The organism is Aquirufa sp., assembly GCF_044239315.1.
Lineage (GTDB): Bacteria > Bacteroidota > Bacteroidia > Cytophagales > Spirosomataceae > Aquirufa.
The window spans coordinates 1-25,581 of the sequence record NZ_JBIIBQ010000022.1; the positions used below are offsets into that span (position 1 = coordinate 1).

A 25,581-nucleotide genomic window follows, 5' to 3' on the forward strand; every position below is an offset into this window, starting at 1 on the left:
GGGTATACAATACAAAGTAGTTTTAGAAACCACTCCTTTCTATGCTGAATCTGGTGGACAAGTGGGTGACACGGGTATATTAGATTTCCAAAAATCAGGCGTATCTCTTTCAGTTGTTGATACTAAGAAAGAGAACGATTTGATCGTTCATATCTTAACCGATGCTCGCATAGAAAATCTTGCAAATGAGCCTGTAAAAGCGAGCATTGCAACCCTACGTCGCCGTGCGATCACGCACCACCATAGTTCTACCCACTTAATGCAAGCCGCTTTACAGGAGGTATTAGGTAAGCATGTGGCCCAAAAAGGTAGTTTAGTAAATGAAGATTTATTGCGTTTTGACTTCTCTCATTTCCAAAAAGTGACTGACGAAGAAATCAAGCAAATCGAGCAGATTGTGAATGCCAAAATCGCGGAGAACATTCCTCTTTTAGAGGAACGTAATGTTCCGATTGCCGAAGCAAAAAATAAAGGTGCCATGGCCTTGTTTGGCGAAAAATATGGAGATTTTGTTCGTGTCATCACGTTTGATAAGAACTTCTCCGTTGAACTTTGCGGAGGTACTCACGTTCCATCTACGGGTGAAATCGGCTTATTCAAAATTACCTCTGAGAGTTCTGTAGCTACGGGCGTTCGCCGTATCGAAGCTATTACCTCGCAAAAGGCTTATGAATTGCTTAGTGAGCAAGAGGCTTTATTAAGCGAAATCAATGACTTGCTGAAAGCGCCTAAAGATCTTGTTAAAGCAGTAGCTAACTTAATTGAAAGCAACTCCGCACTTCAAAAAACGGTAGCTGCCTATCAGCAAAAAGAAGTTTCAGGACTTAAAAATAGCCTTTTAAAGGAAATCGTTACTGGTTCCGTTCATTCAATTATAAAGCAAGTTTCTGCACCTACGGCTGATGCATTGAAGAACTTGGCTTTTGATTTGCAAGAAAACCAAGATAATTTGTTCGTGCTCTTAGCGGCTGAAATTGAGGGAAAAGCAAGCTTGGCGATCTCTATCTCTAAAAGTCTAGTCGAAAGTAAAGGACTAGATGCCGGCAAAATCATTCGTGAATTAGCCAAAGAGGTACAAGGTGGCGGAGGTGGGCAACCCTTCTTAGCTACGGCAGGGGGACAAAATCCAGCCGGTATTACTAAATTATTGAGTTTAGCGCCGTCCTATATCGCCTAGATTCGATTGAATTGAAAGAGGTATGTCGACGGATAAAAGTCCTAGCTTTTTATTGCATCAAAAGTTCCCATTTGAACCGACACCCTCTCAGGCGTCTTTGTTTCAAAAACTAGGCACTTTTGTGCTCAATAAAGACGAATGGGCTGCTTTAACTTTTATCATCAAAGGGTATGCTGGAACGGGAAAGACAACCGTTATTTCGACCTTGATTAAAATCTTACCTGCTTTTGGATACAAGACCCAATTGATCGCACCTACGGGTCGTGCCGCAAAGGTTATGGCTAATTACGCCAAGAAAAAAGCGAGTACCATCCATAAAAAGATTTACCGACAAGTTAGTAATCCTCATTCTGGGGCACTGAGTTTTCAGCGCATGAATAATTATGCCACGAATACAGTCTTTATTGTGGATGAGGCATCGATGATAACGGATGAATCAGATTTTGGCACAAATAGCCTTTTAACTGATTTAATCGAATACGTTTTTACGAATCCAGAAAATGGACACACAGGTAATAAACTAATTTTTGTGGGAGATACGGCCCAATTGCCTCCGGTAGGCAAAAGCCTCTCTCCTGCACTTTCTAGAGATTATATTTCATCTGAATTCCACATGGAGGTGCTCGACCATGAGTTAACAGATGTCATGCGCCAAGACCTTGACTCCGGAATTTTATACAATGCGACTGCCTTAAGGCAATTGCTATTAGCGAATTCAACGGCCATTCAATTCAATACCAAATCTTTCAAAGATATCTTCCGGATGACGGGTGAAAAAATGGAAGATGGGATGCACTATGCCTACAAGAAGTTTGGGAAAGAGGAAACGATTTTACTTACTAGATCTAATAAAAGTGCTGTTCAATTGAATGAATTCGTCCGAAGAACGATTTTATATCAAGAAGATGAGATTTCAAGTGGCGATTTATTGATGATCGTTCGGAACAATTACCATTGGTTAGAGGAGGATTCGCCAGCGGGATTTCTAGCAAATGGCGATTTCGTGGAGATTATGAAGATCAAAAGGGAAGAAGAAATGCATGGGCAGCGTTTCTTAGATGTTTCTTTAAGGCTATGTGATTATGAAGATCATCCGACCATTGAGGCTAAAATACTCTTGGAAACATTACATTCTTCGGAATCCGCTTTAGGAAAAGAGGCAAACAAAAAACTATATGACTCTGTTTGCGAGGATTATGCTCACATTCCCAAGAAAAAAGAACGAACAGAGGCCATTCGAAAAGATCCCTATTTAAATGCCTTGCAGGTGAAATTTGCCTATGCCTTAACTGTGCATAAGTCACAAGGTGGACAATGGTCAGCCGTTTTTGTAGATCAGGGCTATTTAAAAGAGGATCAAATCGACCCAGAATACCTGCGATGGCTATACACGGCCATTACCAGAGCCACACACGAGATATTCTTGGTCAATTTTCACGAAAGGTTCTTCTAAAGATTGAAGGTAGCCGCTACACCTGGATGGAATAATTTTCCATCATAGATCGTCAATCCTTTATTTAAGGCTTCATTTTGGATGCAAGCCTCTGTCCAACCTAGATTAGCTAACAAAAGCACATAAGGCAATGTTGCTTGCGTTAATGCCATCGTAGAGGTTTGTGGCACCGCTCCTGGCATATTAGCCACGCAATAATGCACGATTCCGTCTATTTCATAAATGGGATTCTCATGCGTGGTAGGTTTGCATGTCTCGATGCAACCTCCTTGATCCACTGCCACATCCACTAAAACCGTGCCTGGAGCCATCTTCTTCAAGTCATCACGTTTAATTAAATGAGGTGCTTTGGCCCCATGCAATAAAACAGCACCCACCACTAAATCCACTGAGGCTAAAGCTTCTTGAATCGCATAAGAAGTAGAAAACTGAGTAGAAACATTCGCAGGCATTACATCATCTAAATACCGTAAACGCGCCAGATTCGTATCCATAATAGTGACATTTGCGCCTAAACCAGCTGCCATTTTAGCCGCCTGAGTACCTACCACACCGCCTCCTAAAATTAGAACATTAGCCGGTTTCACTCCAGGGACACCGCCTAATAGCTTTCCTTTCCCACCTTGAGGCTTACCTAAATAAAAAGCACCCACCTGAATCGCCATTCGACCGGCCACCTCTGACATCGGAGTCAATAAAGGCAGACTTCGGTCCGCTAATTCCACTGTTTCATAGGCAATGCAAACCGCACCAGAACTTAACATCGCTGAGGTTAATTCTCTTGAGGCAGCAAAATGGAAATACGTAAATAGAATTTGATTTCGCTTTATAAGGGGATACTCAGCTGCTAAAGGTTCTTTCACCTTCACAATCATATCGGCAATGGCATATACTTCTGCGGCTGTAGCTAAAATTTGAGCACCTGAAGCCACATATTGCGCATCCGACAAACCAGAACCTTCCCCAGCACTAGCTTGCACATACACCTGATGTCCGTTAGCCGCTAAACCTTGAACACCTGCCGGAGTTAAGCCTACCCGAAACTCCTGAATTTTAATTTCTTTAGGGACACCTATGATCATAACGTACGAATTTTAAAAAGAAAGGCCACCGAAAAAAGAATCCGCTGGCCTTTACCTTTGATGAAGTATAATACATGACAAATATAGATAAGACAATAAATAATCTTGCATATAATCATATAATAAGTAATATTTACTTTAAAATTGAATAATTACAGAAAAAATAATAAAATCTAATTACTTAAAATCCTTTAAACCGAAAAGTTTATGGCAAAAAGCACGAACCTGGATGAATTAGACCACAAGATCTTACGAATCATTCAGAATGACAGCCAAAAAACCCTCAAAGAAATATCCGAACAAGTGAACTTATCTTTAAGCCCTACCCATGACCGAATAAAACGCATGGAATCTGAGGGATATATTCAAGGATATGCGGCGCTTTTAAATCGAAAGAAATTGAACCTAGGACTTTTAGTACACTGCCAGGTGACATTGGAGAAACAAAACCGGAAGAACTTTCGCGAATTCGAAGCAGCTATATTAAACTTTCCTGAGGTAACGTCGTGTCACTTGGTTTCAGGAAACTTTGACTACTATTTAAATGTGGTCAGTGCTGATGTAGAAAGTTATAATCAATTTTACCAACAAAAACTGGCAGTTTTACCCTCTGTTGCTCACATTAGCTCCTTATTTGTGATGGATGAAATCAAACAGACTACTGCATTGCCCGTGTAATTTTTGTATCTTCGTCTTTCTATTTGGGATCGACCGGTTTTGACAGCTTATGTAGTCCGGTTGTAAGCACGTCGGGAGTTGTAGGCATTTCCTGTTAAAAAAACCTTCGAATTATAGCTGGCAATACTTCGTATGCCATGGCTGCTTAGTCTGATAGACTAACCAATTGCCATCGTTCAGCCCTGTCCAAACTCTGCCGACGGGGGATTCTGAGCGTCGACATGCAGAGTCGCTGAATCCGATTTCTCTAACGGTTCTGTAGTATCCAGAGGATAAGTGTTAGGTAAGGTCTGATTTGAACCTATCTAACATCGAAAAATAATCAAATCTAAACGTGTAGAAAGCAGCAGTTCTCTAGGTTTGGACGAGGGTTCGAGTCCCTCCGATTCCACAATTATTCCTACATCAAGCATTCATAAATTCGAAAGAGGTTATGAATGCTTTTTTTATGATCTGGTGTTAGATTAAACATTTTGGAATATATTTACGCCGTCTAATTCTTATCAACACATGAAAATACACTTAACCATCTTATTTGCAAGCCTTTCCTTTTTATCTTTTTCCCAAACAGACAGCACCGAAGTCTTGGAAGATTACAGTAATTATGGCGAGCCTGAGGGCGTAAAAAGATATGCTACCCAGAAAGTACTTAACCAAACACCTCAAAAAATCATCAGTTTTGGTTATGAATACAACGGTGAATTTCACATGCCTGACATTCGAATTTCGGAATCTATTTCAATTCTAGAAGATCGACATGTGAGCCAAGTAAATGCCATTAAGGCACAATTGAATATTCCCGTAGTAGCTACAAACAAAATCATATGGCAACTAGGGGCAAATTATTGGGGATCACAGTTTCAAATTGAGAATCCTGGTAGCAATGCTTTCGCTAAACAATTAAATCAATCCTCCCTCATTAGCGCGGGACTAAATACAACCATTTTTAAACCACTCAATGAGACTAATTTTCTCATTTTTCAAGCAAGTGCTGATGTGAATGGATTGTTTAATGAACAAGCAAAAGTGACATCCAATGCCCTTACGCTCAGTGCTACTGGAATTTATGGGTGGAAAAAGTCAGAGAAAAATATGATTGGAGCGGGTATTGCTCGAACATACCGAGCTGGCAGACTGATTTATGTGCCTGTATTGCTTTGGAACAAAACATTTAACGATAAGTGGGGTATGGAATTATTGCTTCCAGCTAAAGGGTTTATTAGATACAATATCAATACTTCGAATATGATCCAAGCAGGATTTGAATTAGAGGGTAATCAATTCTCCATGCCTATTCCTGGAACGCAAAGAGACTTATTTTACATCCAACGCGGAGAATTTAAACCAAGAATCATGTGGGATAAGAAAATCACTGGATTTTTATGGTTCAGTGCACAGGTCGGTTTACGATACAATTACCGATTTGATGTCATGAACAAATACGATGGAAAAGAAGAGGCTGATCGGTATTTCACGAGTAATTTGGGAAATCCACTCTACTTTAATTTCAGCTTAAACTTAGTTTCTCCTTAAATAAAAAAGGCTCCTAACGGAGCCTTTTTTATTGCCTGATTACTTAGCTACTTGCCTTGTCCAGGTATCTGTTCTACCGATGAGTGAGACACCGATATAGCCACGCACTTCAAGTGAGTTGGCATTGATTAATTTCATGGTAGAGGAATAAGTATTGCCATTTTTAGGATCGTAAATATTTCCTTCATCCCAAAGATTCTCCTCTTTAGGAACAAATCCCCAAATATTAATTAGTCCTAATACGGGCTTAGACTTGGCAGCTTGATCAGCGTTGTTCTTGTCTAATTTCGGCTTTCCAGTTTCTGGATCAATCGGTTCTTTTAACCAAACTACTCTGCCCTGGTATTTATTTCCATTTTTATAAATCTTGACCATGGCATTACCCTCACCCGTTTTCCATACACCAACGATAGCATCCGGATTATCTAAAGCAAAGGAACTAAAGGATGAAATGAATAATCCTACGAAAAGGAAAGCGATTACTTTTTTTGTTGTTGACATAATTAGTTGAGATTAAATTTAAAAAATTGATTTCTGTGCGGCCATTTTTTCAATTTCGGCGACGGATCTCGGAGAACCTTTGGAAAGATTCACATTACCCGTCTCCGTAATTAAAATATCATCTTCGATACGAATACCGATGTTCCACCATTTCTTATCGCATTTACTTCCTGCAGGAATATAAATGCCAGGCTCTACGGTCACTACCACCCCAGCTGCTAAAGTGCGAGGGCCTAAATCATGTACATCTAGACCTAAATGATGTGAAGTTCCATGCGGAAAATAAGTGCGTGCTTCTTTTTCATTTGCTGCAATTCCTAATTTAATTAAACCAGCATTCACAACAGCCCGAGAAGCTGCATCGATATCCGCAAAAGGAGCACCTGCCTTACAAGCAGCAATTCCTGCATCTTGAGCTGCAAGAACGATTTCATACAAGGTTTTTTGGGCTTCGGTAAACTTACCATTGGCAGGAACGGTGCGCGTAACATCAGCTGTATACCCATGGTATTCTGCCGCACAATCACTCAACAATAGATCTCCGTCTTTAACCGTCTTCAGATTCGTTATATAATGCAAAACACACGCATTTTCTGCCGCCCCATTAATACTGTTATAGCCGGGGTATTCAGATCCTTCCTTCTTAAAATGGTATTCCATAATGGCTTGCGCCTGGTATTCTTTCATACCTGGTTTAACCGCACGCATCACATCATTATGTCCTAATACGCTGATGGAGGCTGCTTTTTGAATCAAAGCAATCTCCTCCGGCAACTTAATACCACGTAAATTACGTAGGGTGTTTAAAGTAGATCTGGATGCCAAAGGCTTAAAGGATGCAATCACTAAACTATCCACTAACGAAGCCATGCGCGTTAAAGGATCAGGTTTAGCTTGGTATTTTGCAAAAATTCCCTCCGTACGATACAAAGTATAAACGGAGTCAACTCCTGCTAAAGAAATTGAAGAGGATGTGAATTGATCATTAATGAACACATTTTCCATTTTACTCTTTGCCTTGAAACCATCCGTTCCTAAGATCTTACCAGTCCAAAGTTCTTTAAATGGATCCCGGTTTTGTACGAAAATAAACTCAGTTCCTGTCTTTCCTAACAAAGTCACCGGTTGCTTAAATAACAATAAAACAGCATTAGGCTCCTCTAAACCTGTCAAATAATAAAAATTTTTGTTTTGGGAGTATTGGAACTCTGTATCATTACTTCTTTGACGCGTTTGGGAGGCAAAAAAGATACCGACCCCTTTGTCTGACATTTTCTCTTTAAAGGCTGCTCTACGGCCTGCATGAAATTCAGGACTCAAATAATCGGTGGGATAATCTTGTGCAAAAGCAGATTGTAAGGACAAAGTGGCGAACAATCCGATGATGAGGTGTTTAATTTTCATGGAATAATAGAATAATTAGGAAGCAAGATAAGAAAAAAGGCTCCAGATGGAGCCTTTGATTTAAATTTTTTGACCAAAATACCGACTTAACCATAAACCACATAGCCCCCAAGCAACGACCGCATCAATTAATTGTGCTCGTAAATCATAAACCGGGTACCATATGTGTTCCGTGTAGGAGGTATTACAAAAGGCAATAAAACCTATCACAATAGAAATACCAACTATGGTCGACTTTCGTGGAATTTTCAATTTTGAAATGATCCAAACCAACAAAAACACCATAAACACATCAAGTACAAAACCACGCACCATATTCATGGTCATGTCCGTTTTATAAGAGGGATAATAAATAACGCGTCCCCATGGCTTACCTTCAATTGATTTTGTAAAACCTTCCAGCTCCTCCATGGACTGATTGTGACTCATACGTGGCAACATATAGCCGCCAGGTTCTAAATCAATCTTTTTTAAATAAGTTAAAATAGAGTCTTGTTTTGCGGTATGCTGTTGTACCGGTTCATGTAAATTAAAAGCAACATGAGATAAAGTTTGCCAAATAAAGATAATTAGCCCACCTACCAAAGAACCAATAATGACTTTCTTCATGGTATTTTATTTATTGAGCGGCAAAACTAAGAATAAAATCCTAAACCAACTAAAAAATATACTATTTAGCCTTTAAGATCTCTGATCCTGCTAATAAATAACATCCCGCACCAAAGTCTTCAAAATTAGGAACAGAGGTTTTCGTGACTGGTTGTCCATCTTTAGGTTCCTTTCCTGTCCCTTGTACATAGGCCAGAAAACCATTTGGCTGAACGCAAGAGTCGATGGCCTTCCATCCCTTATCAACTGATTTTTGATACTTCGAGGCAGGTAATAATCCTTGACGGATTCCCCAAGCCATTCCATAGACAAATAGTGACGTTCCTGTTAATTCTGGACCTCCATAATTAGATTCATCCGTCAAACTCACATTATAGAATCCATCCTTGCGCTGCAGAGGTAACAAAGCAGCTGCCATGTCTTGAAAATCTTTTACATATTCCGCACGATGAGGTGCATTCGCCGGCATCAAATCCAAGGTTCTGGCTAGAGCTGCAAAAACCCAACCATTACCACGAGACCAATAACAATTCGTTCCATTGGGTTCTTTATAAGGAGGAATAAAATCTTTATCACGCCACCACAAATGCTCCTGCTGATTGTATAATTTACCTTTAGTATCTGCATACAAGTCGTGCATTTTGTTAAAATACCGATCATCCTTAAAGCGAACTCCTAAGCGTGTAAATACGGGCATACTCATCTGTAGGCAATCAATCCAAGACCAATCATTCGCCTTTTCTGACGCCACCATGTTATCAATATTTTCTTTTATGGGTTTGATCCGAGCTGAATCAGCTTTCAGATCAAATAAATCCAAGTATACTTGACCGCAGGCCTGGTCATCCGCATTTCTTGTCTTTAAACCATTGCGAAGAGACCACTTATGAAATTCCCCCCAATCCTCCATGTATTTTAAATCAGAAGCCCGAGGATCTAATTTATACAATTCAATCAATCCCTCATAAAAGACCGAACGAGTCCAAATATTCGACGGACGCGTCTTATCCGGACTCACAATTACTTTCGTCACATCAGGCCAAACTCCTTGGAAATAAGTTTTCGCGAGATGCATGTTCGACAATACTTTAGCACGATCTGGCTTTGCTGATAATGCCACAAAAGGGAGTAAAAAAAACAGGAGCTTCTTCATTAGGCTAAATAAAAGACAGGAGTTAAATCAATCGATACTGGAGAATTATCCGCATTCGTCTCCATAATGTCGGCCATATAAGCCCACCAGCGTTTCATAATAGCTTGAGCAGGTAAAGAATCCAAAGCAGCTAACTCAGGTGCCTCTAAATACCCATATAAGGTACGGGTGTTTTCGTCTAGGAAAATGGAATAGTTTTGAATTCCTACTTGATGAAGTAATTCGACTAATTCGGGCCAAATTTCCTCATGTCTCTTCTTGTATTCTACCGAATGTCCCGGAAGTAAATACATTTTAAACGCCTTTCGCTGCATAAGAATTGATTTCTTATAGAAGGCGTTTAAGCTGTAATTTTACTCTTTGATTCTATCTGAAAAGGCTTGAAGTGCCTCGTCATCAAAGCCTAGATGTGTCACAAAACGCACGTAGCTTGGACCGAAAGGAGCACAATAAATCCCCTTCTCTTTCAATTCAGCCACTTTATCAACCGATGGCAATCCGTCTTGTAATTCCAAAATCACAATATTAGTAGCTACTGGAAGAATCGCTTTCACCCAAGGTAATCTTTCACAAACCGCTGCAATCTGACGTGCTCTAGCATGGTCCTCTTTCAATCGTTCTACTTGATGATCCAAAGCATATATACCAGCAGCCGCTAATAATCCAGCTTGTCGCCAACCACCCCCTAATCGCTTACGTACACGACGGGCTTTTTTAATAAAATCTTTAGATCCTAACAACACGGAGCCTATGGGAGCCCCTAATCCTTTCGATAAGCAAACAGAAATAGAATCAAACCAAGCACCAAATTGTGCCGGTGTTTGACCCGATTCAACTAAAGCATTAAATATACGAGCCCCATCTAAATGCAGTGGAATCCCGACTGAACGACAAAAATCAGAAATCTCTTGCAAGGCCTCGGAAGTATAGATGCTTCCACCGCCTTTATTCACCGTATTTTCTAAACTCACCAGACGGCTTTCGCAAGCGTGAATATCATCAGGCGAAATAGCTGCGCGGATTTTTGAAACATTTAAACGACCTAAATCTCCTTTCAATAATTTAACCGAAGCACCCGCATTCGCCATTATACCGCCCCCTTCATATAAATAAATATGAGATAGCTCGTCGCAAATAACCTCTTGACCTTTAGAAACATGAACAGAAATCGCAATCTGATTTGATTGTGTCCCAGACACACAAAAAAGCGCAGCTTCCATGTTAAAAAGCTGAGCTAATTTCGCTTCTAGCGCGTTTACTGTAGGATCCTCCCCGAACACATCATCGCCTAAAGGTGCAGAAAACATCGCCTCCCGCATTCCTGGAGTTGGTAAAGTAAAGGTATCACTACGTAATTCGATCTTCATTTTAAAATTGCTTTAGGTAAGACAATTTAGCTAAAAAACTTTGTTGCTTCTGCTGGGTACTATCAGTTCCTTGGTAATTCAAAGAGTTAAATACTAAATACACATAGGATAAAGGTTGGTACTCCCACGATAAGCGTACATTATAGGAGTTCAAATTATCCGTTGAGTTTTTTTGATAAAAACCAATCAATTGTAAACGGGGATTAATGGCTAATCGTGTCTCCAAAATCAATAAATTCACCTCTTTTGTCTCTCGTGCAGCACCCATATTCTCAAATTTGTTCCAATTCCAAGATAAACCTAGGTTTACATGCGGAATAGGTGCTAAACGGAATTTGGTATTCACATTCTGCAAAGTACCATTAAAAAATCCACCCCATCCATACTCAGTAGAACCTGAATATTTTGCACTGGGATCACTTGCTAAGAAAAATCCTTTTCTAAAATAAGAGTAGCTACCAGGTTTAATATCAATACCTACAGGACTGAAGGTATCTTCCAAATTTTGAACACTTGCCTCTACATAACCACCTAATATACCTCCATTCTGAAGTTCAAACCAAAGTGGGCCAGAAAGGGCTCGTTGTTCAATAATTTTACCCGTCGTTAAGCTGTGGTAAACCTCCGTATAGATTCCAGGCCCCCAATTACGAATAAAGGAAGGCAACCAATTACCTCTCACATTAAATTCAAAGCCTTGAGAGTTAGAGAGAATATCCCTACGTGAAACAAAGCCCATGGCGGGATTGTAGTTTTTTGAGACTAACGTTTGTGTCCAATAAGCACTTAAAAAGTTCGTATTGTACAGAAACTGAGTATACTCAGCTAATCCCTGATCTCCACTTTGGCTATCTTGCGTAATTGTGCCCATTCCATTGAAAGAGAATTTATCATTGAATCGAATGAATGCGTCTACCGCGCCAGTGGATTGTACTGAAGTAGGTGAAGACTTTGATGTTGCCAGGATACCTATTCTATTTTGTTTCCCAAAATTCTCAGAATAGCGTCCCACAAAGAAATTAGCATAGGGATCACCGTCACCTTCTCCCTGTCTCATAAAAATACCTCCTAAATTCCTTTTTTCAGAGCGATAAACAAACCGAGATCCAGCTGTAATGGCAATCGGATTCACATTCGCATCTAATCCAATCGTCCGACTAAAGAAAGGTTGAATATACATGGAGCCACCGATCACCTCATTGACTGGTGCTAAACCCGAAGAAAAAAGAGAGGCATTTTCTAGGAAAAACTGCCTACGCTCTGGAAAAAAGACCGAGAATCTAGAAATATTATTTACCTGTAAATCGACATCCGCCTGAGCAAAATCGGTATTAAATGTAAAATCTACAACGGAGGTAGGACTAACCACCCATTTGATTTCGCCACCCGCTTTAAATTGATCCGTTATGGAATTACCTATTTCTGTACCCTGTGAATTACCCGATACCTGTAGCAAATAAGGGATAAACCGAATATTAGTCGCTGTAGGGGGTGGAGGAATAATCCCATTAAGTTTACCAGCATACTCCATACGCAAAGGACTCATAGAACGAGGATGTGGGGACCAAACAGCTAATTCATTACTTGCCCGCCTAACACGAAAGAAATTAATCCCCCAGTCTTGGGCTTTTGTTCCATCCGTTTTAGGATACCGCAGTGTCTGCCAAGGAATCGCAAATTCAGCTACCCATGAAGAGTCTGACCGATGCGTTCTAACCCGGTACAAACCATCCCAATCAATATCAAATTGTCGATCATCAAAGGCCAAAAGGTCTCGCTGAGCCCCGTAAGCATTCGATTGCAATACCAATGCATTACGCTTATCGTTAAAGCCATCAATGGCGATTCCAAATAAATCATTCTCAACGAATTGATAATCACGTTTTAAATTAGGCGCTCGGTATCCATTCTTCCCTATCGTATCCTTTAATATGGCAGCCACATACAGAAATTGCTGATTGTACAGCATTTTAACCTGTGAAGAAAACGAAGCCTTATTACCTTGAAACGGCTCTACCTGAAAGTCCAAGGCCGTTGAAGGAGCATTAGACCACTCGGATTCATCTAAATACCCATCAGCTTTTAATGTACGCTCAATCTTCAACGGCTTAAATTCTTTCCGAGGGGTAATAGGACTGAAAACCTCCTGCGAAAAACTACAGAAAGTGATAAATAGGAATAGATAACGCATTTACTTTTTAAAGAAGGATAAGCCCACTAAACGGATAAATATTGGTAATCCGACTAAAACCATCGGCAAAAACTGCATTCCAGACCAAATCAGGCCGATAATACTGAATACGGTGACCATGTGTAAATAAAACTTCCACTTCAACGGATTTCGAGCAAACCAAATCACCAATGGAAAATTAAACGGAAACAACATGAGGGATGCCGGATTATAAGCCATTACCTCGTGATTCGTAGCGGTTCCTAAGAAGAAAACAAACCAAGCAAAAATTCCGATTACACTAAATAATGCCACATCTGCTGCATAGGGAAAAACATTCTTGAAAGTTAAGAATCCGATCAATACTGTCAGTATACCTAAAATCACATAAGGTCCCGTGAAATCAAATCCTGTTTCAGGCGTTACTTCGCCATCGAATAAGCTAACTGGATTCGCAGATAATTTAGAGGCTAAATTGGTGGCAGCCGCCAAATTATCTGGCAAATAACAGGCTTGAGTAGCTGTCGCCTTCACATTCGAGGGAACACCTAAAGCTAAATTCATCCCTAGCGTAACCCATGAATTAGGTTGTAAGTACTTGTTCATCCAATCCCGGTAGGATTTGCCCTCCAGCGAAGGGCTCTGATTCCAACGGTATTTACCCGGCGCATTGCTTTCAATCATGTCTCTAATGCGTGTAGAGCAATTGTCATAGAAGAATTTATAGGCATATTCTCTATTTTCAGGCAATAAATTAGTTTCTAAAGCCTGAAAAATGGCATTTTTCTGAAGAGAATCGAGTTGTAGTTTTTGGGCGATCATTCCCCGCTTCTCGTATTGCGCATTATAATTGAACTCATCCTGCATGGAATGCACGGAGATCGTATAAGGCAAGGTGCCCATTAAGAATTTTAGATAGAAATTCTCCGTTCTAAAATCAAAGGTTCCATAACTATAAGCCCGATCAATTCCATTTAAGGGATCATTAACCCATAAAATAGTATGGCCAAAAGCGGAGTGTAGCTCCTTTCCTGGAGCCACAGTAATAAGTACCACCTCTGCTTTGGAACTCAATTGAGCCTTTGCAGCTAAAGAAATCAATAAGAATAAAAGGATCTTTTTCATCTATTTTCCAGCAATGACAATAACAATTTCACCTCGCACTTTATCCGGGTGAGCCACGAAATACGCTAAGACCTCAGTAGCCGTACCGCGAACCATTTGTTCGTGCATTTTACTTAACTCCCGACCTACCATGACTGGTCTTTCGGGCGAAATAAACTCGATTATTTGTTCCAAAGCCTTCACTAATCGGTGTGGAGATTCATATAAAACGATAGTCCGCTCCTCTTCAGCTAATGCCTTCCAGCGTGTTTGGCGACCTTTTTTATGGGGTAAAAAACCTTCGTAAACGAAACGATCGGTAGGAAACCCTGAATTAACCAGTGCCGGAACGAAGGCGGTGGCTCCGGGAAGAGACTCAACTTCGATTCCATTGTCGACACAAGCTTTTACTAATAGATAACCTGGATCAGAAATACCAGGTGTACCTGCATCGGAGATTAAAGCAAGTGATTTTCCTTCTTTCAACATCTTGATGACTCCTGGAACACCCGTGTGTTCGTTGTGGGCATGATGGGAATAAAGGGGTTTGGAGATATTCAGGTGCTTTAATAATTGACCTGAATTACGCGTGTCTTCGGCCAATATACCATCTACTTCGCCTAAGATTCGAATCGCACGCAAGGTGATATCCTCTAAATTTCCAATAGGCGTGGGTACTAGGTATAATTTCATCCCTAAATTTAATTAAATGACCTGAAACAAAAAAAGCGAAACTTTCGTTTCGCTTTTCGCTCTGGTAGAGAGTGAGGGATTCGAACCCCCGGACCTGTAACAGTCAACAGTTTTCAAGACTGCCGCAATCGACCACTCTGCCAACTCTCTGTCTCCTTAAGAGAATGCAAAAGTAAGGCGTTTTTCCACATTTTGCAATAGCTCTGTTTAAAAATTTAGATAAAATTCAAGATAAAATCTCTTTTCCCTTGAAAATCAAGGATCTCTGGAATCCAATTTATTTCGATTCCGGCTCGTTCCATTTTTCTGAAATAGGTCATTTGGCGTTTCGCAAACTGATGAATGGCTGATTCTAACCCCTTCTCTAATTCCTCTCGGGAAATAAGCCCCTCCACATAATTCACAATCCACTTATACTCTAAACCCATCCAACGCAATTCCTCTGGGTGCACACCCTCGAATAATAGCTGTTGCACCTCCTCCAACATTCCTTCTTTTAAACGGGCTTTGAAACGGGTAGAGATTTTTTCCCGGCGTAAATCTGTCGATGGATTTAAACCAAACACCACGTATGGAAATTGAATATCTAGCGGCTCTGACAGAAAATGAGGTACATGAGAGAATTGATAATTCGCGAGTAAGGATTCGATATACAAACCCGTTCCACCGCACAGTATGGGCTGCTTTTGGCGGGAAATCACGTCATTAATGGCATCGTAGGCCGCTTTTTGGAAATGAGCAACAGAAAAGGCCTCTCCTATCTCATGACTATCTATTAGGTGATAGGGAATAAATCCATATTCTTTTAAGTCCTTTCCGGTGCCTATATCGAGTCGGCGGTAGATTTGGCGGGAATCTGCAGAAATAATTTCAGCATCTAAGGCACAAGCAATTTCTACTGCCAATGCCGTTTTTCCACTCGCTGTGGGCCCTAAAAGTACGATGAGCTTCTTATCTGTAGACATAGCGTAATTTCAAATTCCCTTTGGTCAACCGATTCTCTAACTGTATCGGCTCGGTCTCCCCGACTTTAGTAAAACCAACCGATAAAAATCCCTTGCCTGTATTCCATTCCTTGTCCACATAGGTCATCACATTGTGAAGCTCTGGGTGAATATCTTTATAGGCTTGTAAGAATTTTGTCAATCCACCCACTAGGCGAATCGTTGATAATGTCGCAATTTCTATGAGCTCGCCAGACAAACAGCCTTCTAAACCAGGTTCTTTCATGTGGAATGATTTCCCAAAAACCGCCACTGCTAATAACGGACTCCCCTTATAAGAATAATCACTTTCGATTCCACGAAATACACGGTGCGGCGGGACAATGCACCCATAATAGCTAGAGCCTTTTAAAAACCCTTTTACGTGTTCCTGATCTAAAAAATCACGAGCGGCTTCAGAACTAATGGCTACAATTCGCGTATCTCTAGCGAAAACCGAACGTAAAGTTGTCGTTCGAGCGATGATATGTTTTTCAATCGCTTCACGACGAGATAGCCATTGATCTTCCCAAATACACATGTCTCCCTCTTCTGAATTTCCAGGCATGGCTTTTATGCGTACCTTCGAGGCTTCGTGACGCCATAATCCCTCTGCTATCGATTGAAAACCGAAAGGAATTAGAAAATGAGAAAGGCTGCTAATGAACTCTTTTGGCATAAAACGTGTAAATATACAGTAGAATTAGGCGCAATGGCGCTTTGTATCACAAAACAAATAGAAAAAACATATTACAATGGACTATAGATTTGAGGCGAGCCGAAAGGAAGTTTCCACCTTTACGAATCAAGAGATCAGAGATAATTTCTTAATCTCAACCATCTTTCAAGCAAATGAAATTAAATTAACCTACACCATTTATGATCGAATGATCATCGGTGGTGCGATGCCCGTATCTAAAACACTAAATCTTCCAAACCCAGAAAAATTAAAAGCTAATTTCTTTTTAGAAAGACGTGAATTAGGAATCATCAATGTGGGTGGAAAAGGCACTGTTAAAGCAGATGGTGAACCATTTACGATCGATAAATTAGGTGCTGTATACGTGGGACGTGGGGTTAAGGAAGTAATTTTCAGCTCAGAATCATCTGAAAATCCGGCCCAATTCTATCTATTATCTTCTCCAGCACACGCAAATTATCCGAATGCCAAATTAGATCGCGAGCAAGTTAGCACGGTCGTGTTAGGCACGTTGGAAACGTCTAATCACCGCACTATTTATAAATACATTCATAACGAGGGCATTCAGTCTTGTCAATTAGTGATGGGCTTGACGATATTGGAGCCGGGGTCGGTTTGGAATACGATGCCAGCGCACGTACATGATCGTAGAATGGAAGCTTACTTGTATTTTGATGTAACTCCAGGACACGCGGTATTGCATTTAATGGGCGAAACCACAGAGACCAAACATATATGGGTACACAACCACCAAGCCATTATTTCTCCACCTTGGTCGATTCACAGTGGAGCGGGTACGAAGAATTACTCTTTTATTTGGGGAATGGCAGGTGAGAACAAGGATTATACCGATATGGATTTTGCAGAAATTGCTGATTTAAGATAACATGAAAAAACTGATCGTTCTTTTTTTAGGTTTAAGCAGCGCTATCAGTGCTCAAAACTACTCTGAGCTAATGGCGAAGTCCATTATGCATACCCACAAGGATTCAATCACAGTGAAACCGGGAAAACCGGCGGGTTGGGATTATGAGCAAGGGCTGGTATTAAAGGCTTTGGAACATGTCTACCAAAGAACTGGCGATGCCACTTATTTCAATTACATTAAAAAGAACATCGACAGTTTCGTAGATGCCAACGGAAACATCCGCACCTACCATTTCGATGAATACAATTCGGATAATATCACCACAGGTCGAATGCTGTTGTATTTGTACCAAGAATTAGGGGATGAGCGCTATAAAAAGGCAGCGGACCTGTTAAGAAAGCAGATTACGCAGCAGCCGAGAGATGCGGATGGCGGATTTTGGCACAAAAAAAGATACCCGAATCAAATGTGGTTAGACGGATTGTATATGCTCGAGCCATTCTACGCAGAATACGGACAAATAACGAATCAAGACAACTGGGCAGATATCATCAATCAGTTCCAATTGATGTACAAAGGCGCCATCGACGCTAAAACAGGTCTTTTATTCCATGCCTACGATCAGGCCAAAGCGCAACCTTGGGCCAATAAGACAAACGGACATTCCCCTAATTTCTGGGGACGTTCGATGGGTTGGTACATGATGGCATTAGTCGATGTACTAGATTACATGCCTAAAAATCATCCTTCTAGAAAGATATTAATTGAACAATTAAATCAATTATCTGGCGCTATCGCAAAGATTCAAGATCCTGCTTCAGGTGTTTGGTACCAGTTACCAGGTTACCCAGGTAAAAAAGGTAACTATTTCGAGGCTTCTGCATCGAATATGTTCGTTTATACTTTTGCGAAAGGAGTTAGAAAAGGCTATTTACCTGCTTCATTCCGCTTGAACGCAGAAAAAGGATACAAAGGAATCCTAAAAGAATTCGTCACTAAAGATGCAGAGGGCTACATTCATTTAGAGAAAACAGTCACAGTGGGAGGCTTAGGTGGAGTGCCCTACCGCGATGGTTCCTATGACTATTATTTGAGTGAACCATTACGTCAGGATGATTTAAAGGGCGTAGGTCCGTTTATTCTGGCTTCTCTAGAGATGGAAATCGCCAAAGAATTATCGATCGGCGCAGGGAAAAAAGTCGTTTTAGATTATTTCTTTAACCACGAAACAAAGAATGGCAGCCGTTTCCACTACACGTGGGAAGATCGCAAAGACTCTGGTTTCAATCAATGGGGAATTCAATTCGAGCAATTAGGAGCCACATTAGATACCTTAGGAGTCTCTCCTACCCGTGAAAACCTAAAAGGCGCTTCAGTTTATATCATCGTGGATCCAGATAGCTATAAAGAAACGGCAAAACCGAATTTCATGACAGCTAAAGCGGCGGATGAAATCGAGGCTTGGGTGAAAGCAGGTGGAAATTTAATTTTGCTGGCGAATGACACAACGAATTGCGAAATTCCTAAATTCAATATCCTAGCAAAGCGCTTTGGTATCGAGTTCTTAGCACCTAATTTAAACTTCGTACAAGGACGTAATTGGGAGCAAGGAGCAGTGTTAATTCCAGCTGGTAATGAAGTCTTTGACCCGATTAAAAAGGTCTACATCAAAGAGATTACAACGCTTAAGTTAAGCGGTAACGCAAAGTCATTAGTGAATCATTTAGGTTACCCTGTGATGGCTACCGCAAAAGTGGGAAAAGGAAAAGTATTTGCTTTGGGTGATCCTTGGTTGTACACTGAGTACACGAATAACCGCAGAACCCCGCTGGAATATGAAAACTTCTTAGCTGCTAAGAAGCTAGCGATTTACATGCTACGATAGTTTGCGCGGAAAACGGAAGCCCGTCATTTTTTCTAGTTTTTCCAAAGGCACCGAATAGGTCTGCCAGTTTTTATTCAAACCTCGTTCATTAGGAAATAGTATACACCAGATTCTGTCTGGTGTATACACCACCTTCCAGCAATAGGCTGGAACGATTACTCCGGAACCAAGGCGTCCCTTTGACCCGATTCCTCCTGTATAAATCAACAGATTCTGTCCTCTTTTAACCGCTAATTTTCGGCAATATTCCTCTAAAAATTTAAAAGGTCCTCGATTTAATTCTGGCGTCTGAGGAATCATATTAGACATTAAAAATGTCTCCTCGTTTAAATAGTAGGAAGAAGTCCGGTCCTCCGAATTGCACAAATGACCCCGGTCAAATCCAGAATGAGCGTAATCTCTTTCATCGACAATCCTAAATCCGCGTGGAAAAGACTCGTCTTGAATAAATCGATTTGTTCGATCTACTGAACCCACGTCGCTGGCTCTTAAGGTCCAGCCTACCCAATTCGCTCTACCTTCCACTCCATTATAGGACATCACATACCCTTTCTTAACTGAAAGATAGTTCGTCGTAGAAGCAGTCGAGGCACCCGAAATATTGGGCACTCCGACTGATAATAAAATACTAAAAACAAGGTTTAAAAGCATTATTTAGCTCTTTTTTCTAAATCTGCACGGGAGATATTCATCATGCGCCCCATCATTTTTGTCCCGCGATAGGAAACGATACGCATCAGTTCAGCGTCCTTAGGCACCGCTACTAAACCAGATGCCACTGGATAATGATTATCTGGATAGGAATTATCAAAACTAAAATGAATGTTTAATCCAGGAATTTCGTTTTTCAATTCAACAAATAACTCGCCTTTCGCATTTTTAGTCACCTTAACAATGGCCTCAAACATCGAAGGCGCATATTTTTTATCAGCCACATCAAAACGAGCGAAGTGATCTTCAACTCGTCCTACAAAATCGACCCAGTTCTTGTTCTCGTTAGGAGACCATAAAGACTCAGAAATCGCCAAAGCACGCGGCCACATCATATATTGCAAGTGGCGGTAATTGTACAATTGCTCTGACCACATATTCGCTTGTCCCCCTTTAACTAATCTAGCATCCAAACCCGCTGGAACCGGATTAAAGGCATACGAATCCGTTAAACGAACGGTTCGATAAACGGGTGGTTCGATAGCTGCATCACCTTGCATTAAATCAACATAGACATTATCATTAGGTGTCATGACTACTTCGTGTCCTAACTGAGCCGCTTCTACACCACCTTTAATACCTCGCCAAGACATAACCGCTGTTGCCTTTGGCAATCCTCCCCCTTCTAAAATCTCGTCCCAGCCTAACATACGCTTCCCTTTAGAGGTAATAATCTTTTCTAAACGACGGACAAAATAAGCCTGTACCTCCTGTGAATTCTTCAAACCCTCTCGTGCTCTCAAAGCCAAAATCTCTGGATTCTTATCCCAGTAGTTCTTAGGGCACTCATCGCCTCCCATGTGGATGTATTCATAGGGAAAAAGACTAGCTACCTCGCCCATTACCTTATCTAAGAACGTATAGACTTTCTCATTCGCAGGGCAAAGTGTATTGTCTAATAAGGCTTCCGGATGATCGTGAGACCAATCGATGAAAGGCTCACCAGAAATAACTTCGTATTTATCGGCTCCTGGGGTACAAGAAAGCTCCGGATAAGACGCAACAGCGGCCATTGAGTGGCCTGGAACATCAATTTCAGGAACAATATTGACAAAACGCTCCTGGCCATATTTGACCAATTCCTTAATGTCCTCTTGCGTATAGAAGCCACCAAAATCACGCGGTTCATCCGGTTCTGGATTAGAAAAAGTGGTAAAACGACCTATTTTCTTCACATTAAAAGCCCCTTTCTTTGTCAAATTAGGATAGGACTTAATCTCAATTCTCCAGCCCTCATCATCCGTTAAGTGGAAGTGTAGTAAGTTGTATTTATACTCCACCATGTCGTCAATGAATTTCTTGACATCCTCCTTAGAGAAGAAGTGACGCGCCACATCGAACATTTGACCACGCCAAGCGAAGCGAGGAGTGTCTGTAATATTTGCATAAGGAATCGCCCAATTAACTCCTTTAACGACCGTTTTAGATTCAATCTCTTTAGGCAAAAGCTGTAGTAAGGTTTGAATTCCGTAGAACAAACCCGCGGACTTATTCGCCTTAATCGTAATACCTTTTGCATTTACCTGTAAGTCATATCCTTCGGCACCTAATTTAGCATTGTTCACTAATTGCATCTGAATGGAAGCTGCTCCCGATGATTTAAGGCTAACTGCACGACCTGTTGCCTTTTTTAATTTACCTACCAAAGTCTCATAACCCACTTTCAGCTGAGAATCAGATGGACCTGAGATAGAAATAGACGCCGGTAAAACAAACTTACCCGATGGATAAACGGCTTCAGAGGGAATGGGAATAATGGCTGGTTTTTGTGCAAGCGAAATATAGCTTACGCTTACTAAAATTAGGGTGAAAATTTTCTTCATTAGATCGGTTTTTGATAAGATTAAAGTTCCGCCAAAAAGCAGAATATTCCAAATCGTTTTCTATTTTTGCAGACAAAGCATTATATACTAATAACAAAACCATGAATGAATCTGCTACGCTTGCTGCTCAGCAAGTGGAACTCACACACGCTATTGACACAGTTTGGGTCGCCCTATGCGCCGCTTTAATTTTCCAAATGGAAGGAGGATTTGCCCTCCTAGAAGCCGGATTCGTCCGTTCTAAGAATGCCATCAGTATTATTGCCAAAGTCATGATTGACATCATGTTCGGAGGAGTTGCCTTTTATTTAGTCGGATTCGGAATTGCCTATGGCAAGTCCAATGGCTATTGGGCTTTTGATACGGGCATCACGGAAGGCGATTTAGGTTTAGGCCTGACCATTTCAAATTCCCTTTTCTGGTTCATCCAAATGGGCTTCGCAGTAGCAGCCATCTCCATCGTTTCAGGAGGTGTAGCGGAAAGAATGAAAATGTGGGCATATGCCATTTATGTAGCCCTATTCTGTGCTATTTTATATCCTTTAGCAGCCAATTGGGTTTGGAATCCGGGCGGCTGGTTAGCTACTCGAGGATTTAACGATTTCGCAGGTTCAGCTGCGATTCATGCCATGGGCGGTTTTGCAGCCCTAGCAGGCGCGATCGTTCTAGGACCGCGTTTAGGAAAATACAACGAAGACGGAACGGCGAATGCGATTCCTGGTCATAATTTAACCTTGTCCGCAGTAGGTGCGTTTATCCTTTGGTTCGGCTGGTTCGGTTTTAACCCAGGTTCTACGCTAGGAGCTGTAGGCAAATGGGATTTGATCGGTTCAGTAGCGACAAATACTTTCTTAGCTTCTGCAGCAGGCGGTATGGCAACCATGCTTTATACCTTTATGCGCTATAAGAAAGTAGATATCACCATGGTAATCAATGGGGTATTAGCCGGTTTAGTGGCTATTACAGCCGGATGTAATGTTGTTTCAGCAGATTCAGCCTTAATTATCGGTTTCATTGCGGGTACGATTGTGGATATTGCAGTAGTAGTCGTTGATAAAATGAAAGTCGATGATCCAGTAGGTGCCGTGGCGGTACACGGGGTGAATGGATTCTTTGGGACCATTGCCGTGGGTTTATTCTCTCAGAAAAATGGTTTATTCATCACCGGCGAAAGTGCGCAATTTATCACTCAATTAATCGGAGTTTCCGTGATTAGTGTTTTCTCCTTCGCAACTACTTATGCTGTATTTATGGCATTGAAAAAGACCATAGGAATTAGATTGAGTCACAAAGCAGAATCTGCGGGTATTGATGCCGTGGAATTTGGAGTTGAAGCATACACCACTTTTGAATAATAGCTAAATAAAAACGATATGAAAAAGGTAGAAGCCATTGTTAAACCATCGAAATTAAAAGCTATTCAGAAAGGCTTGATCGATGCAGATATCCCTTGTATGACCGTCGTTCCCGTTCGTGGAGCCGGTTTACAGCAAGGTTATTCAGAAATATACCGCGGTACGGAGAAGTCGATGATTTTATTGCCAAAGGTGATGATCATTTGCGTCGTAAGTGATGAAAACCTCGAAAAGTGCATAGATGTCATCCTGGACAACGCCTCAGAGGGCAACGTGGGAGATGGAAAAATCTTCGTTTATGATGTGCAGGATGCTATTAGAATTAGGACGAGGACGAGGGGGATTGAGGCAATTCGTTAATAAATCGCTTCGCGATTTATTAACAGTAGTCGGTATACAGTAATCAGTAGTCAGGGAATTTATTTTAGCCTGAAATCATACTATTTATAGCTTGATTTCGGTCTATTTTTTTACTGGATACCGACTACTGGATACTGATTACAGACTTTTAACCACACGAAACCGTGTAAACATTTCTTCAGAATACCACCCAATCGTCCTCGTCTTCTTAATCATAGGCTTGTGTTCTTTACTTTTATAGGCAAAAGAATCTAGATTTTCTGACGAGTCCCAAAGACTCAGAGTAGCTTGTTCGATGAGGGGAAATTCGCCTACGCCTTTGGCAAATAATAATCCTTTCCTGTTTTCTAAGTATTTACTGGCGTGGGAGACATAAAACCAGAAGATGGGCGATTTGTACCAAACGATACTAGCACGCGTCATCACTAAAAGCGGGCCGTTTCCAGGGTCTTCCACGATAGAAAAAGGATTCGAACCATTCCAAGTTCCATGGCCCTTGATGGCGACTGCATCCCAGCCTTTTGTAGCGGATGCATGCGAAGAAAGTGTTAACCAGCGCTCATTTGACGCGAAAAAATGATCAGACGCAGCTTGATTATCGAAAACCCCTAGAAAAGCATAGGAAGAAAAGTCAGGCCAAATGGAGAATCCGTTGCCCGCGCCTACGCCTAAATGTTTAGCGAATGAAAGGCCGTCTGATTGCCATTTTTGGACGAATGAGCGACCCATTTCAGCGAAGGCGAAACGCTTGTTTTGAAATCCTTCAAAGGATAAAAACCGAATGGAAATAATTTGTTCACTCATTTTGTCAAATTTAGTCGTTTATTTGAACAATTAAAGCGTTAGTCGGGTTTAAAAGACATGAATAAAAAGGGATTTTATTTTAAGGAGTTTGAGGAGAAGAGCGTCTCCCCTTTTGATAAGCTTTTCGGGATTTTCAAGGAATTAATCACACATACGTCGGGGGATTTTGATGAGGCGATCGACTGGTTGCGCGAATTAGATAAAGAATACGAGCTGACGGATGAGAATTATACCATTGATGATTTCATTGAAGATTTAAAGACCAAAGGTTATATCCGCGAAGAAATAGATGAGAATGGAGGTTCTGGGATAGGTATTACGGCCAAAACCGAAAGGGCCATTCGCCAGACAGCTTTGGAGAATATTTTCGGGAACTTAAATAAAAGTGGCGCTGGGAATCACAAAACCAAGGCCTCTGGCCAAGGGGATGAAATGACGGGGGAATTTAGATCCTATCATTTTGGTGATAGTCTAGAGAAAATCTCACTTACAGAGAGTTTGAAAAATGCCCAAATCAATCACGGAATAGGCGAATTCGAACTAACTGAGGAAGATTTAGTGGTAGAAGATACGCAGTTCAAATCCCAAATGAGTACCGTGTTAATGATCGACATTAGTCACTCCATGATTCTGTATGGAGAAGATCGTATTACACCGGCGAAGAAAGTGGCGATGGCTTTGGCAGAACTCATAACGACTCGCTATCCAAAAGATACCATCGATATTCTGGTTTTCGGAAACGATGCCTGGAGTATTTCTATTAAAGATATCCCGTATTTAAAAGTAGGACCTTACCACACGAATACGGTGGCGGGGCTGCAATTAGCCATGGATATTCTGCGCAGAAAGCGAAATACCAACAAACAGATTTTTATGATTACCGACGGAAAACCGAGCTGTGTTCGGGAAAAAGACGGTACCTATTATATGAACAGTAATGGTCTAGACCCCTATGTAACCGAAAAATGTTACACGCAGGCGGCGCAGGCACGTAAATTACACATTCCGATTACCACGTTTATGATTGCTAGGGATTCCTACCTACAGCAATTTGTGGACAAATTTACAGAAGCAAACCAAGGAAAGGCCTTTTATACTGGCTTGAAGGGCTTAGGCGAAATGATTTTTCAAGATTACGAAACGAATAGAAAGAAAAGACTAAAATAAG

The 25,581-nt window shown here is 41.1% G+C and carries 24 protein-coding genes, 1 tRNA gene and 1 other RNA gene; 10 read left to right on the top strand and 16 right to left on the bottom strand.

The features are described 5' to 3' along the window. On the top strand, positions 1 to 1,177 hold a 1,177-nt coding region (locus tag ACILP5_RS08610), incomplete at its 5' end, for a DHHA1 domain-containing protein (protein ID WP_395618253.1). 22 nt (positions 1,178 to 1,199) lie between these two features. Beyond that, a complete protein-coding gene (locus tag ACILP5_RS08615) occupies positions 1,200 to 2,630 on the top strand; it encodes an ATP-dependent RecD-like DNA helicase (protein ID WP_395618254.1) in 1,431 nt (476 codons plus the stop codon). Here ACILP5_RS08615 and ald read toward each other — a convergent pair. Further along, positions 2,627 to 3,712, bottom strand: coding sequence for an alanine dehydrogenase (ald, locus tag ACILP5_RS08620; protein WP_395618255.1), 1,086 nt, complete (start codon positions 3,710 to 3,712; stop codon positions 2,627 to 2,629). The two genes, ACILP5_RS08615 and ald, sit on opposite strands and share 4 nt — an antisense overlap. 207 nt (positions 3,713 to 3,919) lie before the next feature. Between ald and ACILP5_RS08625 the strand changes: the two genes are divergently transcribed. The 3 genes from ACILP5_RS08625 (at position 3,920) to ACILP5_RS08635 (ending at position 5,923) form a co-directional block, all read left to right on the top strand. After that, positions 3,920 to 4,390, top strand: coding sequence for an Lrp/AsnC family transcriptional regulator (locus tag ACILP5_RS08625; RefSeq protein ID WP_395618256.1), 471 nt, complete (start codon positions 3,920 to 3,922; stop codon positions 4,388 to 4,390). A gap of 25 nt (positions 4,391 to 4,415) precedes the next feature. Next, positions 4,416 to 4,784, top strand: a transfer-messenger RNA (tmRNA) gene (gene ssrA / locus ACILP5_RS08630). A 116-nt stretch (positions 4,785 to 4,900) separates the two neighbouring features. Next, on the top strand, positions 4,901 to 5,923 hold the full coding sequence (locus ACILP5_RS08635; RefSeq protein WP_395618257.1) for a DUF6268 family outer membrane beta-barrel protein: 1,023 nt from the start codon (positions 4,901 to 4,903) through the stop codon (positions 5,921 to 5,923). 39 nt (positions 5,924 to 5,962) lie between these two features. Here ACILP5_RS08635 and ACILP5_RS08640 read toward each other — a convergent pair whose 3' ends face one another. From ACILP5_RS08640 to ACILP5_RS08695, 12 genes are all read right to left on the bottom strand, one after another. Beyond that, positions 5,963 to 6,424, bottom strand: coding sequence for a DUF2147 domain-containing protein (locus ACILP5_RS08640; RefSeq protein ID WP_395618258.1), 462 nt, complete (start codon positions 6,422 to 6,424; stop codon positions 5,963 to 5,965). An 18-nt stretch (positions 6,425 to 6,442) separates the two neighbouring features. Next, entirely contained in the window at positions 6,443 to 7,828 is a 1,386-nt protein-coding gene (locus tag ACILP5_RS08645) for an aminopeptidase P N-terminal domain-containing protein (RefSeq protein WP_395618259.1), read from the bottom strand. 60 nt (positions 7,829 to 7,888) lie between these two features. Next, complete coding sequence (locus tag ACILP5_RS08650) at positions 7,889 to 8,437, bottom strand: hypothetical protein (RefSeq protein ID WP_395618260.1); 549 nt, start codon at positions 8,435 to 8,437, stop codon at positions 7,889 to 7,891. A gap of 61 nt (positions 8,438 to 8,498) precedes the next feature. Next, positions 8,499 to 9,590: a glycoside hydrolase family 88 protein gene (locus ACILP5_RS08655; RefSeq protein WP_395618261.1), complete on the bottom strand. Its 1,092-nt coding sequence runs from the start codon at positions 9,588 to 9,590 to the stop codon at positions 8,499 to 8,501. Then, entirely contained in the window at positions 9,590 to 9,904 is a 315-nt protein-coding gene (gene rhaM, locus ACILP5_RS08660) for an L-rhamnose mutarotase (protein ID WP_395618262.1), read from the bottom strand. Before rhaM ends, ACILP5_RS08655 begins: the two co-directional genes overlap by 1 nt. A gap of 39 nt (positions 9,905 to 9,943) precedes the next feature. Continuing rightward, positions 9,944 to 10,957 carry a threonine aldolase family protein gene (locus ACILP5_RS08665; protein WP_395618263.1) on the bottom strand — a complete coding sequence of 338 codons (1,014 nt, stop codon included), beginning with the start codon at positions 10,955 to 10,957 and terminating at the stop codon, positions 9,944 to 9,946. A 1-nt stretch (position 10,958) separates the two neighbouring features. Further along, positions 10,959 to 13,148: a DUF5916 domain-containing protein gene (locus tag ACILP5_RS08670; RefSeq protein WP_395618264.1), complete on the bottom strand. Its 2,190-nt coding sequence runs from the start codon at positions 13,146 to 13,148 to the stop codon at positions 10,959 to 10,961. Next, positions 13,149 to 14,252: a DUF4105 domain-containing protein gene (locus tag ACILP5_RS08675; protein WP_395618265.1), complete on the bottom strand. Its 1,104-nt coding sequence runs from the start codon at positions 14,250 to 14,252 to the stop codon at positions 13,149 to 13,151. After that, entirely contained in the window at positions 14,253 to 14,924 is a 672-nt protein-coding gene (gene rsmI / locus ACILP5_RS08680) for a 16S rRNA (cytidine(1402)-2'-O)-methyltransferase (RefSeq protein ID WP_395618266.1), read from the bottom strand. 62 nt (positions 14,925 to 14,986) lie between these two features. Beyond that, a tRNA-Ser gene (locus ACILP5_RS08685) sits at positions 14,987 to 15,074 on the bottom strand. A 65-nt stretch (positions 15,075 to 15,139) separates the two neighbouring features. Continuing rightward, on the bottom strand, positions 15,140 to 15,889 hold the full coding sequence (locus ACILP5_RS08690; RefSeq protein WP_395618267.1) for a tRNA (adenosine(37)-N6)-dimethylallyltransferase: 750 nt from the start codon (positions 15,887 to 15,889) through the stop codon (positions 15,140 to 15,142). Continuing rightward, positions 15,876 to 16,586, bottom strand: a complete 711-nt coding sequence (locus ACILP5_RS08695) for a hypothetical protein (RefSeq protein ID WP_395618268.1) — start codon at positions 16,584 to 16,586, stop codon at positions 15,876 to 15,878. The genes ACILP5_RS08690 and ACILP5_RS08695 overlap by 14 nt, the downstream gene beginning before the upstream one ends. A gap of 76 nt (positions 16,587 to 16,662) precedes the next feature. On the opposite strand from ACILP5_RS08695, the gene kduI reads away from it, so the two are divergent. After that, positions 16,663 to 17,493, top strand: coding sequence for a 5-dehydro-4-deoxy-D-glucuronate isomerase (gene kduI / locus ACILP5_RS08700; RefSeq protein WP_395618269.1), 831 nt, complete (start codon positions 16,663 to 16,665; stop codon positions 17,491 to 17,493). Between the two features lies 1 nt (position 17,494). Beyond that, positions 17,495 to 19,360, top strand: a complete 1,866-nt coding sequence (locus ACILP5_RS08705) for a glycoside hydrolase family 88 protein (RefSeq protein ID WP_395618270.1) — start codon at positions 17,495 to 17,497, stop codon at positions 19,358 to 19,360. Here the strand turns inward: ACILP5_RS08705 and ACILP5_RS08710 are convergent. Then, complete coding sequence (locus tag ACILP5_RS08710) at positions 19,352 to 20,011, bottom strand: DNA/RNA non-specific endonuclease (protein WP_395618271.1); 660 nt, start codon at positions 20,009 to 20,011, stop codon at positions 19,352 to 19,354. The two genes, ACILP5_RS08705 and ACILP5_RS08710, sit on opposite strands and share 9 nt — an antisense overlap. Then, a complete protein-coding gene (locus tag ACILP5_RS08715; RefSeq protein ID WP_395618272.1) occupies positions 20,011 to 21,894 on the bottom strand; it encodes a beta-N-acetylhexosaminidase in 1,884 nt (627 codons plus the stop codon). Before ACILP5_RS08715 ends, ACILP5_RS08710 begins: the two co-directional genes overlap by 1 nt. 101 nt (positions 21,895 to 21,995) lie before the next feature. Here ACILP5_RS08715 and ACILP5_RS08720 point away from each other — a divergent pair, with 101 nt between their 5' ends. Both ACILP5_RS08720 and ACILP5_RS08725 read left to right on the top strand, forming a co-directional pair. Then, complete coding sequence (locus ACILP5_RS08720; protein ID WP_395618273.1) at positions 21,996 to 23,249, top strand: ammonium transporter; 1,254 nt, start codon at positions 21,996 to 21,998, stop codon at positions 23,247 to 23,249. Between the two features lie 18 nt (positions 23,250 to 23,267). Further along, complete coding sequence (locus ACILP5_RS08725) at positions 23,268 to 23,609, top strand: P-II family nitrogen regulator (protein WP_395618274.1); 342 nt, start codon at positions 23,268 to 23,270, stop codon at positions 23,607 to 23,609. Between the two features lie 138 nt (positions 23,610 to 23,747). Here ACILP5_RS08725 and ACILP5_RS08730 read toward each other — a convergent pair whose 3' ends face one another. Next, on the bottom strand, positions 23,748 to 24,413 hold the full coding sequence (locus tag ACILP5_RS08730) for a spheroidene monooxygenase (protein WP_395618275.1): 666 nt from the start codon (positions 24,411 to 24,413) through the stop codon (positions 23,748 to 23,750). 57 nt (positions 24,414 to 24,470) lie between these two features. On the opposite strand from ACILP5_RS08730, the gene ACILP5_RS08735 reads away from it, so the two are divergent. Continuing rightward, a complete protein-coding gene (locus ACILP5_RS08735) occupies positions 24,471 to 25,580 on the top strand; it encodes a VWA domain-containing protein (RefSeq protein ID WP_395618276.1) in 1,110 nt (369 codons plus the stop codon). Position 25,581 lies beyond the last annotated feature (1 nt).

Coding starts and splice junctions, on each gene's coding strand:
- ACILP5_RS08615 (WP_395618254.1), top strand. CDS start 1,200: ATGTCGACGGATAAAAGTCCTAGCTTTTTATTGCATCAAAAGTTCCCA.
- ald (WP_395618255.1), bottom strand. CDS start 3,712: ATGATCATAGGTGTCCCTAAAGAAATTAAAATTCAGGAGTTTCGGGTA.
- ACILP5_RS08625 (WP_395618256.1), top strand. CDS start 3,920: ATGGCAAAAAGCACGAACCTGGATGAATTAGACCACAAGATCTTACGA.
- ACILP5_RS08635 (WP_395618257.1), top strand. CDS start 4,901: ATGAAAATACACTTAACCATCTTATTTGCAAGCCTTTCCTTTTTATCT.
- ACILP5_RS08640 (WP_395618258.1), bottom strand. CDS start 6,424: ATGTCAACAACAAAAAAAGTAATCGCTTTCCTTTTCGTAGGATTATTC.
- ACILP5_RS08645 (WP_395618259.1), bottom strand. CDS start 7,828: ATGAAAATTAAACACCTCATCATCGGATTGTTCGCCACTTTGTCCTTA.
- ACILP5_RS08650 (WP_395618260.1), bottom strand. CDS start 8,437: ATGAAGAAAGTCATTATTGGTTCTTTGGTAGGTGGGCTAATTATCTTT.
- ACILP5_RS08655 (WP_395618261.1), bottom strand. CDS start 9,590: ATGAAGAAGCTCCTGTTTTTTTTACTCCCTTTTGTGGCATTATCAGCA.
- rhaM (WP_395618262.1), bottom strand. CDS start 9,904: ATGCAGCGAAAGGCGTTTAAAATGTATTTACTTCCGGGACATTCGGTA.
- ACILP5_RS08665 (WP_395618263.1), bottom strand. CDS start 10,957: ATGAAGATCGAATTACGTAGTGATACCTTTACTTTACCAACTCCAGGA.
- ACILP5_RS08670 (WP_395618264.1), bottom strand. CDS start 13,148: ATGCGTTATCTATTCCTATTTATCACTTTCTGTAGTTTTTCGCAGGAG.
- ACILP5_RS08675 (WP_395618265.1), bottom strand. CDS start 14,252: ATGAAAAAGATCCTTTTATTCTTATTGATTTCTTTAGCTGCAAAGGCT.
- rsmI (WP_395618266.1), bottom strand. CDS start 14,924: ATGAAATTATACCTAGTACCCACGCCTATTGGAAATTTAGAGGATATC.
- ACILP5_RS08690 (WP_395618267.1), bottom strand. CDS start 15,889: ATGTCTACAGATAAGAAGCTCATCGTACTTTTAGGGCCCACAGCGAGT.
- ACILP5_RS08695 (WP_395618268.1), bottom strand. CDS start 16,586: ATGCCAAAAGAGTTCATTAGCAGCCTTTCTCATTTTCTAATTCCTTTC.
- kduI (WP_395618269.1), top strand. CDS start 16,663: ATGGACTATAGATTTGAGGCGAGCCGAAAGGAAGTTTCCACCTTTACG.
- ACILP5_RS08705 (WP_395618270.1), top strand. CDS start 17,495: ATGAAAAAACTGATCGTTCTTTTTTTAGGTTTAAGCAGCGCTATCAGT.
- ACILP5_RS08710 (WP_395618271.1), bottom strand. CDS start 20,011: ATGCTTTTAAACCTTGTTTTTAGTATTTTATTATCAGTCGGAGTGCCC.
- ACILP5_RS08715 (WP_395618272.1), bottom strand. CDS start 21,894: ATGAAGAAAATTTTCACCCTAATTTTAGTAAGCGTAAGCTATATTTCG.
- ACILP5_RS08720 (WP_395618273.1), top strand. CDS start 21,996: ATGAATGAATCTGCTACGCTTGCTGCTCAGCAAGTGGAACTCACACAC.
- ACILP5_RS08725 (WP_395618274.1), top strand. CDS start 23,268: ATGAAAAAGGTAGAAGCCATTGTTAAACCATCGAAATTAAAAGCTATT.
- ACILP5_RS08730 (WP_395618275.1), bottom strand. CDS start 24,413: ATGAGTGAACAAATTATTTCCATTCGGTTTTTATCCTTTGAAGGATTT.
- ACILP5_RS08735 (WP_395618276.1), top strand. CDS start 24,471: ATGAATAAAAAGGGATTTTATTTTAAGGAGTTTGAGGAGAAGAGCGTC.